Raw genomic sequence first — 15,816 nt, 5'->3', positions numbered from 1 at the left:
AAACCACCAGATATACTTCAAGCGGAATCATCATGAGTAAAGTAACCCCTGCCATGCAACAGTACTATGCTGCCAAGGAAGAGCATAAGGATGCCCTCATATTCTTCAGGATGGGGGATTTCTATGAATCCTTTGGCGAGGATGCAAAGACCATAGCTAAAGAACTTGAGATTACCCTGACCACCCGTGGGAAGAGTAAGGATGGGGAGAAGATGCCACTGGCCGGTATTCCCTATCATGCTATCGATACCTATCTTCCGAGGCTCATCAAAAAGGGTTACAAGGTTGCCATATGTGAGCAGCTCGAGGATCCGAAGAAGGCCAAGGGTGTTGTGAAGCGTGGTGTTGTGAGGGTTGTGACCCCCGGTACTGCGATGGATTCCTCAATGTTCTCTGATTCCTCTAACAATTATCTCATGGCACTGTATGGAGAGAACGATGAATATGGGCTGTCGTTCCTGGATATCTCTACCGGTGAGTTCCTGACGACACAGTTCAGGGATACTGCTCCCTATGACCGCATCGCCAGTGAGGTTGCACGCATGGGTCCGTCGGAATGTATTATGCCGCCTTCTTTGTTCAATGACCAGCATCTCAGCGAGCGCCTGAAAGAACTCAGGATCATCATTCATGAGTTCGATGAGGATGCCTTCGACCGGATGATGGCAGAGAAGACGCTCATGGAGCATTTCAAAGTGTCAACCCTTGAAGGAATGGGTTGCAGTGAACTGATGGTGGCCGTATCCTCAGCAGGTGCAGCATTGCGTTATGCCACAGATACCCAGATGAGGGAACTCTCACAGGTGCAGACACTCAAGACCTATTTCGATTCAGAGTTCATGGTGCTGGATGCCATCACCCTGAGGAACCTTGAGATCGTCAGGAATGTGAGGGGAGAGGGTAATGACTCCTCTCTTATCGGGGTGCTTGATGAGACAAAGACTCCAATGGGGCGAAGGCAGTTACAGAAATGGCTCCTGAAACCGCTGGTATCGGTGGATGCTATCAATGAACGTCTTGATGCGGTGGCATGGCTCAATGATAACACTCTTGTGCGTTTCGATATTCGTGCTCACCTGTCTTACGTAAAGGATATGGAGAGGCTTGTAGGCAGGGTGATGTACGGTAATTCCAATGCAAGGGACCTTGTGTCTTTGAAGAAGTCGCTTGAATCGGTTCCCCTTTTGCTGGAATCACTCAGGGAATGCGAAAACGTTGACCTGCTGGAAGGTCTGGTATCACAATTATCTTCATTCGGTGAGCTGGATGAGCTTGCAAAACTCATCGACAGTGCCATAACGGAAGAACCTCCGCTCAGCGTCAGGGACGGGGGAATGATAAAACCCGGTTACAATGAGCAGCTTGATGAACTGTTCGACCTGTCAAAGAACGGGAAACAATGGATCGCTAAGTTCCAGCAGAAGGAACGTGACAGGACCGGTATCAAGTCGCTGAAGGTCGGTTACAACAAGGTATTCGGTTACTATCTTGAAGTTACAAAGGCAAACATATCCCAGGTCCCTGATGATTATATCAGGAAGCAGACCATGACCAATGCCGAGAGGTTCTACACTCCAGAGCTAAAGGAACGTGAGAGTGCCATCCTTTCCGCTGATGAGAAAATGGTTGCACTTGAATATGAACTTCTCACAGAGATAAACTCCATAGTAGCATCACATTCCAGGCAGTTACAGGAAACTGCTGCTCTGATCGGTGCTCTGGATGTACTTTCGAATCTTGCGGAGGTGGCTGCAAACAATAATTACGTAAGACCGGCGATAACTCCAGACTGCCGCCTTCTTATCAGGGATGGCAGGCATCCCGTTGTTGAGAACACCGTTCCCGGTGGTTTCGTTCCTAACGACACTGATATGGATTGCAGTGATAACCAGTTCCAGCTTATAACCGGGCCGAACATGGCCGGTAAATCCACCTATATGAGGCAGATCGCCATGATAGTCATAATGGCGCAGGCAGGTTCTTTTGTACCTGCTTCCCATGCTTCCATCGGTATCGTTGACCGCGTGTTCACGAGGGTGGGAGCCTTTGATGACCTTGCAAGTGGTCAGAGTACCTTCATGGTTGAGATGGTGGAGCTTGCCAACATCCTGAACAACGCCACACCAAAGAGTCTGGTGCTGCTGGATGAGATCGGCAGGGGTACAAGTACCTATGACGGTTACAGCATTGCAAAGGCAGTTGTTGAATACATCCACAACAAGGGACGTGTGGGTGTCAGATCACTTTTCGCCACCCACTACCATCAGCTCACGGAGGTTGCAGGCAATCTCAAACGCGTGAAGAATTACCATATTGCTGTCAAGGAGGAAGGTGATGATCTTGTGTTCCTTCGAAAGATCGTTCCGGGTGCAACGGACAGGAGTTATGGTATCCATGTTGCAAGGATTGCAGGTGTTCCACATGCTGTCACTTCAAGGGCAAAGGAGATCCTTGAGGATATCGAGAGTGAGTGCATGATAAGCGGGGAAGACCGCAAGGCTGGTAAGAAACAGCGCAGCAGTGCCAAGTATACTCAGGTCATATTGTTCGATCAGGATGCAACTTACAGTGAGGCGGCACCCGACCCTGTGATAGAGGAGCTGAAAGAACTGGATATCAACTCTATGACACCTATCGAGGCGCTGAATAAATTGAATGAGATAAAGGGTAAACTTTCATAGGTTCTGAATGCACAATTTCGTTCTCTATCTCTAGTGGTGGCTTTCTGAACCAAGTCCCTGTTTTTGTAGTATCATCCATGCGATCAGGACAAGAATTCCGCAGGTCAATGTTATTGTTCCCAATATCTGCATTCGTTCCATCCATTCCTGTGATACCAGCCACATTCCAGCTGCTCCCAGGGTGAAGTATGTGAAGATCAACAGGGATGATGCAGCACCTGCATCCTTATGGACCTGTTCCAGTACCAGATGGTTGCTTGGCGGCCTGCTGATCCCTATGGAATATGTTATAAGGGCCATTGGTAGTGCAAAAGTCCATGGGCTGTGATGTCCGATTGTGAGAATAAGGACCGCTCCAACAGATAGTCCTGCAAATCCTCCAGTCATCAGGTGCTTCGGGTTTATTCTGTCTGTCAGTTTCAAGCATGATATCGATCCTGCCATGAGTGCAAGGGCGTTGAAAGCGAAGAAGTAGCTGAAAGTCTGCTCGGTCATGCCAAAACCGTTGATATACAGGGCTGAAGAGCCGGCAATAAAACTGTACAGGGGTAAAAGGCTTACTGACATGACAAGGACCATGATTATGTAATTCCTGTTTAGCAGCAGTTCTCCGTATGAATGCATTACTTTTGATATTGGGGCTGTTGATGGTTCTTTTAATGTTTCAGGTGTGCGGATGACTCCAAGAAGGCCGATAAGTCCCATGGCTCCCTGGGCGATGAAGATCCAGGGCCATGTAAGGTATGCCAGTATCCATCCTCCGACTATCGGGGCGAGCATGGGCGCCAGTGCCATGATCACTGCTATGTAAGCGAGTATACGCTGTCTTTCATTCCCTGCAAAGATGTCCTTTGTCATTGCCATGGAAAGGGAAGCGCTGGCAGCAGCCCCGGCAGCTTGCAGTATTCGGAAGATAATAAGTGCTGTCACATTGCTGGCCGTTGCACAGAGTGTACTGGCAAAAATGTAGAGTATGATCCCGGCTATCAGGGGTTTCTTACGTCCGTACCTGTCTGATACAGGTCCGTAGAAGAGCAGAGAGAAACCATATGTCACGAAGAAACCGATAAGTATGAGATTTACCACTGCCAGAGGTCGGTCCCAGAGGATAGCAAGGGATGGTATGGCGGGTAGTATCATGTCGGTGGAAAATGCAGGGAAGGCTGTCAAAAGGGCTAACAGGGGTACTATATTCTTAATTTTTACAGAACCTGGCATCATGAACCTTCCAATTTTATGTTGCCTCTAACGGTACAACCGGATATAATTATGTTGGGTATCTATTGTTACTATGGAATGCAAACACAAAAATACTAACAAGCAGATATTTTTGTCCTGATGGATTGGAGTTCATAAATATACTTATCGTGGACAGGAAGTGAAATATGACGGATGAAGCATGCGATATCAGAGGTTCCAGAATAAGATTGCTGGATGAGTCCACTATCAATAAAATAGCAGCAGGAGAGGTCATAGAGCGCCCCGCATCTGTGGTCAAGGAACTGATTGAGAATTCCATAGATGCTCGTGCTACTGATGTTCGAGTGGAAATAGGGGGGTATGGCACGAAAAGCATGCTAATTGTTGACAATGGTGTCGGAATGAGCCATACGGATGCTTCCCTCGCGTTCAAGAAACATGCCACCAGTAAGATCAGCACCATCGAGGACCTTGACAGCATACTTACAATGGGTTTCAGGGGAGAGGCTCTGGCATCCATCGCCTCTGTGGCGAAGGTCGAGCTTGTCACCAGACAGGAGGGTGAACTGGAAGGCACGAAGGTGGTTGTTGACAGCAGTGGTATCAGGAACATCACTTCAGCAGGAACTGCTGTGGGTACCAGTATACTTGTGGAGGATCTGTTCTATACAACACCTGCAAGGAAGAAGTATCTCAAGAGTGCAAGGACGGAGATCGCACACATAGTGGATGTGGTTACAAGGAACTGTCTGGCACATCCTGATGTATCGTTCACCCTCCTGATTGACGGAAAGGTAACACTGAGGTCACCTGCATCCGTTAAGATGCTTGATAGCATCGTTCATCTTTACGGTGCCGATGTTGCACGTTCCCTTGTTCCCCTGGAATATGATTCTGACCTGATCTCTATCTCAGGTTACATATCCAAACCTGAACTTACAAGGAGTGGAAAGGATCTCCAGGTATTCCTTATCAATGGAAGGCCCATATTCTCAAAACAATTAAGCAACGCCGTAAGGCTTGGTTACTATACCCTGCTTCCGAAGGGACGCTATCCGGCTGCCTTCCTGAATTTCACAATAGACCCGAAGAACGTCGATGTGAATGTCCATCCTGCTAAAAGGGAAGTCAGACTGAGTCACGAGAAAGAGATCAGCGTCATGATAGTATCGGCTGTAGAGAAAGCCCTTGCAAGGGATTCTCTTGTTCCGGAAGTGCAGTTGAATAAAAAGGATGTTCCTGTTCAGTCACAGCTGAATGTTCGTGAAACTAAAATGTCACCTTCTTCCTCAGAAATATCAAATTCTTATAAAGCGGCAGGGCCAGTGAAGCCTCCGGAGCCAGCAGAAGTTCCAAGGTCGGTAGGATCAGGTAGTGAAGGGTCATCTGTGTCACATGGATCGACCCCTTCTACTTCATCTTCCGATGGTGACACGAATGCTGTTAATTCTGAAACAACTGCTCCCATCATAATTCCTGACAGGTCATCGGATGAGCCATCAAGGAAGGATGTGATAAAAGAGGAAAAAGCATCTTATCATTATCCTGCAAAAGACACCCAGCGCCGTCTGAAAAGAAGTGAGAGGCTGCAGATGAACGTTACATCGGATGAAGTACCGGAACTCAATGCTTCTTTCAGTCCTTCGGATGTGAAGGTATTTGGACAATATGGCGACCTTTACATAATATGTGAGATGGATGGCAAGCTTATGCTGATCGACCAGCATGCTGCCCATGAACGTATTATGTATGAGCAGGTGCTCAGGATGCAGGACCTTGGCTGGCAGGAACTCATAACTCCTGTAACTCTTGACCTGAGCCAGAAAGAGAAAGCAATTATCGAGGAGTTCATTCCGCAACTGGAGGAGATGGGTTTCTCTGTTTCCGAGTTTGGTCCGAAGAGTTATGTTGTGACCACGGTTCCCAGCATCTTCGGGAAGCTGGAGGATACTGATGTTATCCACGATATCATCTCGGACCTGCTGTCTGTTGGAAGGGTGAAGGAGGATACTGAAAGGTATGACCTGCTTTGCAGCACCATGGCATGCAGGGCAGCGATAAAGGCAGGCGCGGTGTGCAATACCTCACAGATGCAGGAACTCATACGTCAGTTGATGAAGTGTAACAATCCGTACACCTGTCCGCATGGTCGCCCAACAATGATATCTTTCACAATGGATGAGCTCGCGAAGCTCTTCAAGAGGACCGGATAGAGTCGGTAGATTTTAAAAGTATTAATTACAATTGACCTGAGATGATCGACCCGGTAAACAAATCCAAGATCCCTGAAGAATGGCTGGACCGCTCTAAAATGCCACGTGAAGAGCTTATGGAAGGTATAAAGAACGGAACTCTTGTGGTTCTGAGCGATGGTTCCGTACTGAAGAGGGGATATACTACCGGGACAACTGCAGCGCTGGCTGCAAAGGCAGCAGTTCTTTCCCTTGCAGACGAGGTGACACATGTATCTGTGCCAACCCCAGTAGGGCTTCGAGCCGAATCGGATGTGAAGGGCAGTAAAGGACACGCTGTTGCAGTGAAGGTCAATAACGATCACGAATCTGATATTACAAGAGGTCTTGAATTCGTTGCAGATGCCAAAGAGGCAGAAGGGATCACTATCTATGCGGGTGAGGGAATAGGTATCGTCACCCGAAGCGGTCTTGAATCAAAGAAAGGCCATCCTGCGATCAATCCGGGACCAATGGGGCAGATAAAGGAATCTATTCAGGAAGCTGTGGACGAGCTCGGGCTGAAAGGTGCCGAGGTTACGATCTATCTTCCAAAGGGTAAGGAAACTGCTAAGGAGACCCTGAACAGCCGTATCGGTATCATCGATGGTATCTCAATTCTTGGCAGCACCGGATTTGTGGAGCCATGGAATGACCATCTGGGTGAGATGAAAGGGGATCTCATCAGACATTCTGATAAGGTGGTGCTCACAACCGGCAGGGTAGGTATACGGTATTCAACCATGCTTTTCCCGGACCATACTGTTGTTCTTGCAGGAAGTCGTATCTCCGAGGCTCTTGACTCGGCCCATGGTGATGTTGTTATCTGCGGACTTCCCGGGCTTGTGCTTAAATGGGGTAATCCTGACATGCTGAAGGACAGCGGCTATGCGACCGTTGTCGAGATGCTGGACCTTGACCCTGAGAACGACCGCTTGAAGCAGGCATTCAACATGGCTGTGGAAAAGGGCAAAGGTGCCCGTATCGTTGTTGTTGACAGGGACGGTACGGTCCTGATGGACAGCGGGGAATAATTATGATCGTGGTGGGTGTCGGTGTAGGGCCTAAGATGCTGACCCTGGAAGCCATAGAGGTAATAAGCAATGCTCCGGTGGTCTATGGTTCAAAGCGCTCTATTGAGATCGCTGAGGAGTTCATTAAATGCGAGGCGCACTTAATTAAGGATTACAAGAATCTCCATCTTTTGCCTGATGATGCTGTCATACTTTCCACAGGTGATCCTATGTTCTCCGGTCTTGGCAAGTTCGCCACGGAAAAGGATAGGGTAGTTACAGGTGTGTCATCCATACAGGCTGCATGTGCACGCTTCCATGTGGATATGTCCACTCTGGCTATGATCACGGCCCATGGACGGGACCCTGCACCTGCAAAGGAGGCTTTCATCAGGGAAATTGGTCTTGGTAAGAATATCTTCCTTCTGCCAGCAGGTAGTTTTGGTCCTAAGGAAGTTGCGGCAGTTCTCCGGGAGATGGACGTTGATGCTCGTATCTGCATTTACGAGGATATCGGTTATCCTCATGAACGTGCGGTATGTGGTACAGTGGCAGAGCCACCTGAAAATCATTCGGATATGTACTGTATCGTAGTCGTTAAGTAGCTATTATCTCAATTTTACTTTATTTTTTTATAATAAGACCATTAATTTTGACTTCCATCCTGGGTGCGTTATATCAGGTTTTTAAAATCAGATACGGTGACATTAGTTTCTGTAAACATATATGTTTATATTTGCATTGTGGTATGTTTATTATCATTATGAATAACAATACTATCTCTTGTTGTAAATCGTTATGTTTATGTACCATAACATATTACATCCTGTATCCAAAACAAATTAAGTTGATTATGGATGGTACATTAGTTTATTATCGTTATAAAAATGGAAGGTGATAATAATGCACATATTCGAAGGTTTTCTTCCTTCTCCCTGGTGGCAGGCATGGTTTGTAATCTCCATTCCTGTGATATTGTATGGTATGTATAAATTGAACAAACTTGTCAGCGAAAGACGTGAGGTTGTTCCTTTACTGGCAGTTGCCGGTGCTTTCATATTCGTTCTTTCTTCATTGAAGCTTCCTTCTGTTACCGGAAGTTCTTCTCATCCTACCGGTACCGGAATGGCAGCTATCCTTTTCGGACCGGCAATTACAGCGGTCCTTGGTGTGATAGTACTTATCTATCAGGCAGTTTTCCTTGCACACGGAGGTATAACAACCCTTGGTGCAAATGCAGCATCCATGGCAGTGATCGGTCCTCTTGTGGCTTATATGTTCTACAAGGCAGCATCCAAAGCTGGTATGAACTTCTATCTGAATGTCTTCCTTGCAACAGCTATTGCTGACTGGGTGACATATGTCATAACATCTTTACAACTGGCGCTGGCATTCCCCTCGGCAAGTGGTGGTGTGATCGCCTCTTTTGCAGCATTTGCCGGTATCTTTGCAACAACCCAGGTGCCACTTGCTATACTTGAAGGTGCTCTTACAGCACTGATCATGAAATATGTGGTTCAGATCAAGAGTGACGTACTTGTGGATCTGGATGTCCTTACGACTTCAGCGGTTGCAAAACTCAAGGAGGCAATGCAGTGAAACTGGAATATATTGTCGCTATCGTAGTGCTGCTCTTTGCAGGACAGTTCTTTTATGGAGTAGCAGCAAATCCCGATTCTGAGTTCGGTGGTGCAGACGGTGCAGCAGGAGATCTTGTTTCCGAGATGAATCCTGATTATGAACCTGCAGAACCATGGTTCCAGAAGTATCTCTTTGAACCACCTGGTGGAGAGACCGAGAGTCTGCTCTTCGCACTTCAGGCAGCATTTGGTGCTATTATCATAGGTTACACAATTGGTTACTATAGAGGAAAAGGCGAGAATAATTGATTCCTGCCGTGCTCCTGGAGGAGCACATCTCCTTTTTGTTTTGATCTGTTTTTCAATCAATTATTCTTTATTTGAAGTATTATCTTAAAGTTATATGTTCAGTGATACGATACTTGTGTTTCGTAGTACTAACGCTTCTGTTATCTTTTACTGAAAAACGAAATACTTATGTATAAAGCTCTATATCTTATTTCCTTACACATCTGGTAGCAACTATTATCGTCAATTTTAGTTGTTTTATATTTGTAGGTTTAAAAAATGGCACATATACTTGATGACTATGCAGTGCTGAGCCCACTCAGGTACAAGAACAACTGGTTAAAAATAGCAATAGTGACTTTTGGCCTTCTTGTAGGTGTATCTTCCTTTTCCCCACTGGTCCCATTTCTCATAGCGATCTGTATGAGTTTTGCAACCATCTACTTTGGGAAGATTCCTGCCTCGTTCTACCTGAGGATATTGGGTGCTCCGGCAGGCTTTGTTCTTGTTAGTGCTGTTATCATAGCTTTCTTCTTTGGTGAAGGTGCCAAATTGTTCTCTTTTGATGTTCTTGGCTTTACTCTTGGTGTAAGCCAGGCAGGACTTGATATGGCCCTGCTGGTGCTGGCGAGGACATTGGGGGGTATGTCATGTCTGTTCTTCCTTTCTCTTACAACTCCTATGATCGAGCTGTTCTCGGTCCTCAAGGCCACAAGACTTCCTGACTCTTTCCTTGAGATAGCGATGATGATGTATCGCTATATCTTTGTCTTCCTTGATGTGGCAATAGGTGTAAGGTACGCCCAGTCGGTAAGGCTCGGATACAAGGATTTCAGGACATCTTTCAGGTCAATGGTCATGCTGGGTACCAATCTCTTCATAAGGTCCTGGGAGCAGGGTGAGAAGATATTCGTATCAATGAACGCACGTTGTTACGATGGAAAGTTGATAATTCTTGAAGAAAAGAGACCTGTTAAGTTTCCCGAGGCCATATTGACATTGGTCTACTTTACGCTGGTCATACTGACCTTTTACTTTACCAGGGGTGCATCCGTTCTTTGAGGTGAGAAAATGGCTATATTAGAAACAAAGAATCTTAGTTTTTCCTATCCAGATGGTACTCTTGCCCTCGATGATATTAGTGTTACTATTGAAAAAGGTAAGAAGATAGCATTCGTTGGTCGTAACGGGTCGGGAAAATCCACGCTGTTCCTCTCAATGAACGGCACTCACCGTCCTCAGAAGGGCGAGATCCTCTTCCATGGAAAACCCATGAAATATGATTCAAAGTCCCTGAGGGAAATAAGAAAGAACGTCGGTATCGTCTTCCAGAGTTCCGATGACCAGATATTTGCTCCTACTATTTATCAGGATGTAGCTTTCGGACCGACCAATCTTGGTTATTCAAAGGACAAGGTTGAGGACATTACCAATAAGACCCTTGAGTACGTAGGCCTGACCCATCTTAAGGACAAACCCCCCCATCACCTGAGTGGCGGTCAGAAAAAGAGGGTTGCAGTTGCAGGTATAGTTGCAATGGACCCTGAGGTTATCATTCTGGATGAGCCTCTTGCAAATCTGGATCCTGTGGGTGCTGATGAGGTAATGGACCTTCTCAATGAACTGAATTACTTTGGCAAGACCATCATAATATCCACCCATGACGTAGATCTGGCATATGGATGGGCAGATCATGTGTTCCTGATGAATGAGCACAAGATCATCAGTGAAGGCAGTCCTGAAAAGATCTTCAATGAAAGTGAGAACCTTAAGGCTGCTTATCTTCGAAGACCTGCTACTCTTGAGATCTATGAGGAGATCAAAAGAAGAGGTCTTGTAAAGCCAGAATGCTGTCCCAGGGATATTCCTGACCTGATGCACTCCTTACGTTCGCAGCAATTGTTGTGGGCTAAAGTGTCCTCTGAGGTCAAAGAAGGGGATTACGTCAACCTTGGAGTACTGTATGGGGATTATGCACCGGATTCTTCCTTTGCAGCCGCAAACGGGAAAGTACTTCATATTCATGATGACGGACTTGCGATTGTGGTCATGGATGTAAAACCCTACAGGGCAGGTTCTGTAGGTATCTATGATATGGAACGCTATTCCAAAGAGGATCTTCTGGAGATAATACGCCGGGATGAGATCGATAGTATTGGTGCCATGGGTAAGAAGAGCAAGTTAATTGCTGAAAAGGATGAGATCAATCTTGACGTGAATGCAGGAGTTGTTGACCGCTCGATCCTTAATTCTCTTGCAGGGCAGAGATGTCTGATATTGACCCATGGTGGTATGGTCTGCCATGCTCTTAGCAGGATCCGTAGTTATGTGGAAAAAAGTGGGATCGATATTTCAGTGTCTGTTGTGAATCCAAAGGATAAGGATAAAAATATATGATACACAGGAAATTGCTTGAAATGATGAGGTCGGTACATCTGCAAGCTGATTGCCAGATCGCTGGCCTTTTATTCTTTGTTTACTCTGGCAATGCTCATTTTTGACTGTTCAAGACACTCTTTTCTATGTTCAGGCCCATTATCTTGAATTATGGGGCGCAGCGAGTTATTCCGGTTTCAGCAGACTAACTCCGTGATTTAAACGTCCGCGTGAATTCTGGACTGGAGATCAAGGACTCTTCCGTGAAATAAAAATAAAGTATTTGATAATATCTATATTCTAAATAGATAATGATTCCTTCTTATTTATCTGGTATTACGGGAGTATAAAGATGGGTCTGCCAAGTATTCTGTGTCACAGATGGGTACCTTGGAGTCTTTTTCTGAAGTGACGGCGGATGGGTGACCACAAATTGTACACTTCTCTGCATTGCAGTTGCCCGGCTGAAATCTTGAAGTATATCTGTCAAATTATCAATTGAAATTCTGGCAGGATCGTTGCCTTTAGTTCGATCACTATTTTGCATTTGTTTCTGCAAGACTAACGCATAATATGTTACTTTATTCTTCAAATATATGTTATTAGTATGTTTTATCTTTTGAATCTGCAAAATCTTCATTGTTTGTGTAATTTCACTTATGTGTCATACTTTTCCTGCTATTATTGTGTATTTTCTTAATACTATAAACGTACTTATCATTATGTATTTGTTCATTTTTCTGTAATTGTGTGGCTTGATGCGTATTATTGAATAATCTAGTAATACGAAATAATGTTTTAGTAGCATATTTATTCATAACTTACTTATATACTCACTACAAATTAGTATTACGAACAACAACTAACACATATTTGCACTTTGTTATTGGGATTAAAGGAGATATCATCATGGACATTCTTTCACTGGGGTCAGAAGCCCTTTCCTCGGAACTTAGCTTTTTGATAGTGATCTCGGCTTTCCTTCTGGGAGCATTGCATGCACTTGAGCCCGGTCACGGAAAATCGATAATGGCAGTTTTTGTCATGGGTACGGATGCAGATATGAAAGATGCACTTACTCTGGGAATCACAATTGTCGTATCTCACGTTGTTGTGGTGCTGGCGCTGGGAGTTGCATCCATCTATCTGGTGGAAGCTCTGAATGTCGATATGACGCATGATATCATGAGTGTGGTAGGAGGGGTCATTCTAGTAGCCGTTGGTGTATGGATACTGAGAAAATTCTATCGTCCACACGAACATGCCATAGATACGAAAAAAGGTGTGATCGCCATAGGGCTTTCCACAGGACTTATTCCATGTCCTGCAGCACTTGCAGTATTGCTGTTCAGCATCGCGAACAACCAGGTCTACAACGGCCTGATATATGTACTGATATTCAGTGCAGGTCTTGCAATAGCCATTACTTCACTGTCAGTTATATTCGTCAAGAGTAAAAGCTTCATTGAGAGCTACGTAAGCAGCACGAGGATCAACAAGCTTCCGCTTGTGAGTGGTACTGTTATTGTTGCAATAGGTCTGTTCACATTGCTCCATCCGGTCCTGGAGCATGCGGCACCTGTTCTTCATATATGAGTGAGAGGGTCTACAGACCCTCATATGTTCTTTTCAGCAGGAGGGCATCGCCCTCATTATCGGGACTCTCACATATCAGGAGTCCTTTGACCTTGAAATCCTTCAGGGCCTGCATCAGTTCTGCATATTGCAGGTCCGAATCATCAAGGTTAAGATGTTTCCTTTCTCCCTTATCTCCGTATTCGATGCCTGATACATGCATGTGCATATCATCCAGTCCTTCCCTGCCAAGTTCGTTCTCCATGAATTCCAGCGTGGAAGCGAACTCATCATAACTGTTCTCAGCACCGTTGCTCCTTGCATGCAGGTGAGCAAAATCAATGCATGGGAGCACATTATCAAGTTCAGCACCAAGCCTGACATTCTCCTGCAGACTTCCGAACTGGGTTCCTTTACCTGTGGTCTCGGGCCGGAGTATCACTTCTATTCCTTCGTCGGTCAACCGGGAACTGAGCTCTTTCAGTAGTCCGGAAACTTTATCGTAGACCTTCTCAGGTGTATCTTTCTGGTAATAGGCTGGATGGAATACGATGTTCCTTGCACCGCAAAGGCTTCCGATCCGTGAGGACCTATGGATACGTTCTATGCTCGCATCGACCTTTTCAGGCTCAAGGGAATTGAGGTTGATATAATATGGAGCATGCACGCTCAGGGCTATATCCTCTCTTTCGGACTTTTTGAGAACATCTCCTGCAGTGGATTCGCCCATCTTGACCCCACGGACGAACTCAAGTTCCATGCAGTCAAGTCCCAGTTCCTTCACTCTTTCGATGCCGGATATGCTGTTCCTTTTCTTAGAGCTCTTGGGTGTGCCGGCGGTACCAAAAAGGAGTTTTGCAGGCTTCATTATGCCATGCCTAATTTTGCTTTGAGTTCTTTCAGTTTCTCTGTTGAAAGCTTCTCTTCGACAAGTTCGAGGAACGTGTCAACATCATCCTCTTCGAGTGACCTGATGTCCTCTTTACCTTCCATTGCCATCTGGAAAAGATATTCCATCTCCTCTGCATCCAGTTTTTCCATCCTGTTCCTGAAATCTACTCCGTCCTCTGCTATCTTGTGGGATATTGGCCTGAGGATAAAAGGATAGTTATGTCCTGCATTGGACATCGTGTTCCCGCTGAGTTCAGGTGCAAGCTTGTTGAATATCTGATTGTCCATTTCGTTGAATACTCTTCCCATGGACCTAAGTTGTAAAAAATAGTTTATAAAATTATGTTCCACGACCGGCTTTCAGGTGTCCGTGAATATCTATCTCGCCCTGTACTATTCTTGTTGATGAGATCGGCCTTTCATCATCGGCAAGTACGTATTCCACTTTGACGATATCTATTTCCCTGAGTCCCTTCTCCTTCCTGAGTTCGTTGATCCTCAGGGCGACAGGATATGTTTCCGGGGACACAATAATGTAGTCGTAGTTCTCGGTAAGTGTTTTGCCATAGGGGTCTGAGAGTTCTATGATGGCATATTCATGAGCTTCTATTATCTCATTGATATACTCAATGAGCATTCCTTTTCGGGTCTCATAGTCAGGAACATTGCGTGGACGTTTGTTTGCCATCTCATCGGATGTCAGGCCGATATCCACTGATCCGTCTCCGGCAAGCCCGAATGCTTTTTGCAGGAGTTCCCTGTGTCCGTCATGAAGGCATTCGAATGTTCCGCCTACTACTACTCTGGGCATCGTTCTCTAATACGTATGTTCGGTGATAAGTCTTGTGTACCGGTGTTTTATGCTGGAATAATACTTTCACCCCGCTCTATTCAGGTATATATACTCAGAGACCAATTAGTAATCGAATTGTGCACCAGAAGAAAACATGTGCACCCAGGAGTTAAGATAAATGTCAGAAGTGTTACTTGAAGAACTGGACCATGTGGGTCCGGCAACCGCGCAGAAATTGAAAGATGCAGGGTTCACGACCATTGAGGCAATTGCCGTCTCCTCTCCGGCAGAACTTGCAACTGCAGCCGAAATTGGTGAATCGACCGCATCAAAGATAATCCTTGCAGCCCGACAGTCTGCCGATATCGGAGGGTTTGAGACGGGTGATATGGTGATGGAACGCAGGAAGCTCGTAGGCAAGTTGACCACGGGTTGTACCGAGTTCGATGAGATGATGGGCGGTGGTATAGACACTCAGGCAATTACTGAACTCTATGGTGAATTCGGCTCAGGTAAGACCCAGGTTGCACATCAGCTTGCTGTGAACGTACAACTGCCAAAGGAACAGGGCGGACTAAGTGGCTCTGTGATCATAATAGATACTGAGAACACCTTCAGGCCCGAAAGGATAAAACAGATGGTTGAAGGCCTTTCCGAGATATACGGTCAGGAATACGATCCGGAAGAGTTCCTGAAACACATACATGTGGCACGTGCTTACAATTCCAATCACCAGATCCTTCTGGTGGATTCCGCAATGGAACTTGCAAACGAGCTCAAGGACAGCGAGATGCCTGTGAGGCTTTTCATCGTTGACTCCCTGACAGCTCATTTCAGGGCGGAGTATATAGGAAGAGGCACACTTGCAGACAGGCAGCAGAAACTCAACAAACACCTGCATGGCCTTCAGAAATGTGGTGACCTCTACAATGCTTCTGTTGTAGTCACGAATCAGGTAATGTCAAAGCCTGATGCTTTCTTCGGGGATCCCACAAAACCTATCGGTGGTCATATTGTAGGGCACACCGCAACGTTCAGGCTTTACCTGCGTAAATCCAAGGGCGACAAGAGAATAGTCAAACTGGTAGACTCTCCGAACCTTCCGGACGGTGAAGCGATAATTTCCGTGACCACTCCTGGTCTGCGTGATCCGTGATATTTTATTCTTTTACAACAGGGATCTCCATA

The 15,816-nt window shown here is 45.9% G+C and carries 14 protein-coding genes; 10 read left to right on the top strand and 4 right to left on the bottom strand.

Features of this window, described 5'->3' with window-relative positions; all coding sequences use genetic code 11:
- The first annotated feature begins 29 nt into the window (after positions 1-29).
- Positions 30-2,681 (top strand): DNA mismatch repair protein MutS, encoded by a 2,652-nt coding sequence (gene mutS, locus V7O63_RS01735; protein WP_340820867.1) that lies wholly within the window; start codon positions 30-32, stop codon positions 2,679-2,681.
- Between the two features lie 30 nt (positions 2,682-2,711).
- Here the strand turns inward: mutS and V7O63_RS01730 are convergent, their stop codons facing one another.
- The gene (locus V7O63_RS01730; protein ID WP_340819595.1) at positions 2,712-3,899 is read right to left on the bottom strand and encodes a multidrug effflux MFS transporter; all 1,188 of its coding nucleotides are present in this window, start codon (positions 3,897-3,899) and stop codon (positions 2,712-2,714) included.
- Positions 3,900-4,066: 167 nt separating this feature from the next.
- On the opposite strand from V7O63_RS01730, the gene mutL reads away from it, so the two are divergent.
- The 8 genes from mutL (at position 4,067) to V7O63_RS01690 (ending at position 12,965) form a co-directional block, all read left to right on the top strand.
- The gene (gene mutL, locus V7O63_RS01725) at positions 4,067-6,094 is read left to right on the top strand and encodes a DNA mismatch repair endonuclease MutL (RefSeq protein ID WP_340819593.1); all 2,028 of its coding nucleotides are present in this window, start codon (positions 4,067-4,069) and stop codon (positions 6,092-6,094) included.
- Between the two features lie 41 nt (positions 6,095-6,135).
- Positions 6,136-7,146 (top strand): cobalt-precorrin-5B (C(1))-methyltransferase, encoded by a 1,011-nt coding sequence (locus tag V7O63_RS01720; protein ID WP_340819591.1) that lies wholly within the window; start codon positions 6,136-6,138, stop codon positions 7,144-7,146.
- A 2-nt stretch (positions 7,147-7,148) separates the two neighbouring features.
- Positions 7,149-7,730 carry a cobalt-precorrin-7 (C(5))-methyltransferase gene (locus V7O63_RS01715; protein ID WP_340819590.1) on the top strand — a complete coding sequence of 194 codons (582 nt, stop codon included), beginning with the start codon at positions 7,149-7,151 and terminating at the stop codon, positions 7,728-7,730.
- A 298-nt stretch (positions 7,731-8,028) separates the two neighbouring features.
- Positions 8,029-8,724, top strand: coding sequence for an energy-coupling factor ABC transporter permease (locus tag V7O63_RS01710; RefSeq protein WP_340819588.1), 696 nt, complete (start codon positions 8,029-8,031; stop codon positions 8,722-8,724).
- A complete protein-coding gene (locus tag V7O63_RS01705) occupies positions 8,721-9,014 on the top strand; it encodes an energy-coupling factor ABC transporter substrate-binding protein (protein WP_340819586.1) in 294 nt (97 codons plus the stop codon). The genes V7O63_RS01710 and V7O63_RS01705 overlap by 4 nt, the downstream gene beginning before the upstream one ends.
- Positions 9,015-9,272: 258 nt before the next feature.
- Complete coding sequence (cbiQ, locus tag V7O63_RS01700) at positions 9,273-10,055, top strand: cobalt ECF transporter T component CbiQ (protein WP_340819584.1); 783 nt, start codon at positions 9,273-9,275, stop codon at positions 10,053-10,055.
- Positions 10,056-10,064: 9 nt separating this feature from the next.
- Positions 10,065-11,390, top strand: a complete 1,326-nt coding sequence (locus tag V7O63_RS01695; protein ID WP_340819582.1) for an ATP-binding cassette domain-containing protein — start codon at positions 10,065-10,067, stop codon at positions 11,388-11,390.
- An 888-nt stretch (positions 11,391-12,278) separates the two neighbouring features.
- Positions 12,279-12,965 (top strand): sulfite exporter TauE/SafE family protein, encoded by a 687-nt coding sequence (locus tag V7O63_RS01690; RefSeq protein ID WP_340819581.1) that lies wholly within the window; start codon positions 12,279-12,281, stop codon positions 12,963-12,965.
- A 10-nt stretch (positions 12,966-12,975) separates the two neighbouring features.
- Here the strand turns inward: V7O63_RS01690 and V7O63_RS01685 are convergent, their stop codons facing one another.
- Genes V7O63_RS01685 through V7O63_RS01675 form a run of 3 tightly spaced genes read right to left on the bottom strand, consistent with a single transcriptional unit; the run spans position 12,976 to position 14,646 of the window.
- On the bottom strand, positions 12,976-13,812 hold the full coding sequence (locus V7O63_RS01685; RefSeq protein WP_340819579.1) for a deoxyribonuclease IV: 837 nt from the start codon (positions 13,810-13,812) through the stop codon (positions 12,976-12,978).
- Positions 13,812-14,144 carry a hypothetical protein gene (locus tag V7O63_RS01680; RefSeq protein WP_340819577.1) on the bottom strand — a complete coding sequence of 111 codons (333 nt, stop codon included), beginning with the start codon at positions 14,142-14,144 and terminating at the stop codon, positions 13,812-13,814. Before V7O63_RS01680 ends, V7O63_RS01685 begins: the two co-directional genes overlap by 1 nt.
- Before the next feature lie 31 nt (positions 14,145-14,175).
- Complete coding sequence (locus V7O63_RS01675) at positions 14,176-14,646, bottom strand: phosphopantetheine adenylyltransferase (RefSeq protein ID WP_340819575.1); 471 nt, start codon at positions 14,644-14,646, stop codon at positions 14,176-14,178.
- 160 nt (positions 14,647-14,806) lie between these two features.
- Between V7O63_RS01675 and radA the strand changes: the two genes are divergently transcribed.
- Complete coding sequence (radA, locus tag V7O63_RS01670; protein ID WP_340819573.1) at positions 14,807-15,784, top strand: DNA repair and recombination protein RadA; 978 nt, start codon at positions 14,807-14,809, stop codon at positions 15,782-15,784.
- The last annotated feature ends 32 nt before the right edge of the window (positions 15,785-15,816 follow it).

This window comes from Methanolobus sp. WCC4, assembly GCF_038022665.1.
Taxonomy (GTDB): Archaea; Halobacteriota; Methanosarcinia; order Methanosarcinales; family Methanosarcinaceae; genus Methanolobus.
Note: the sequence above shows the minus strand (reverse complement) of the source record. Positions and strands in the feature narration are given on the sequence as shown.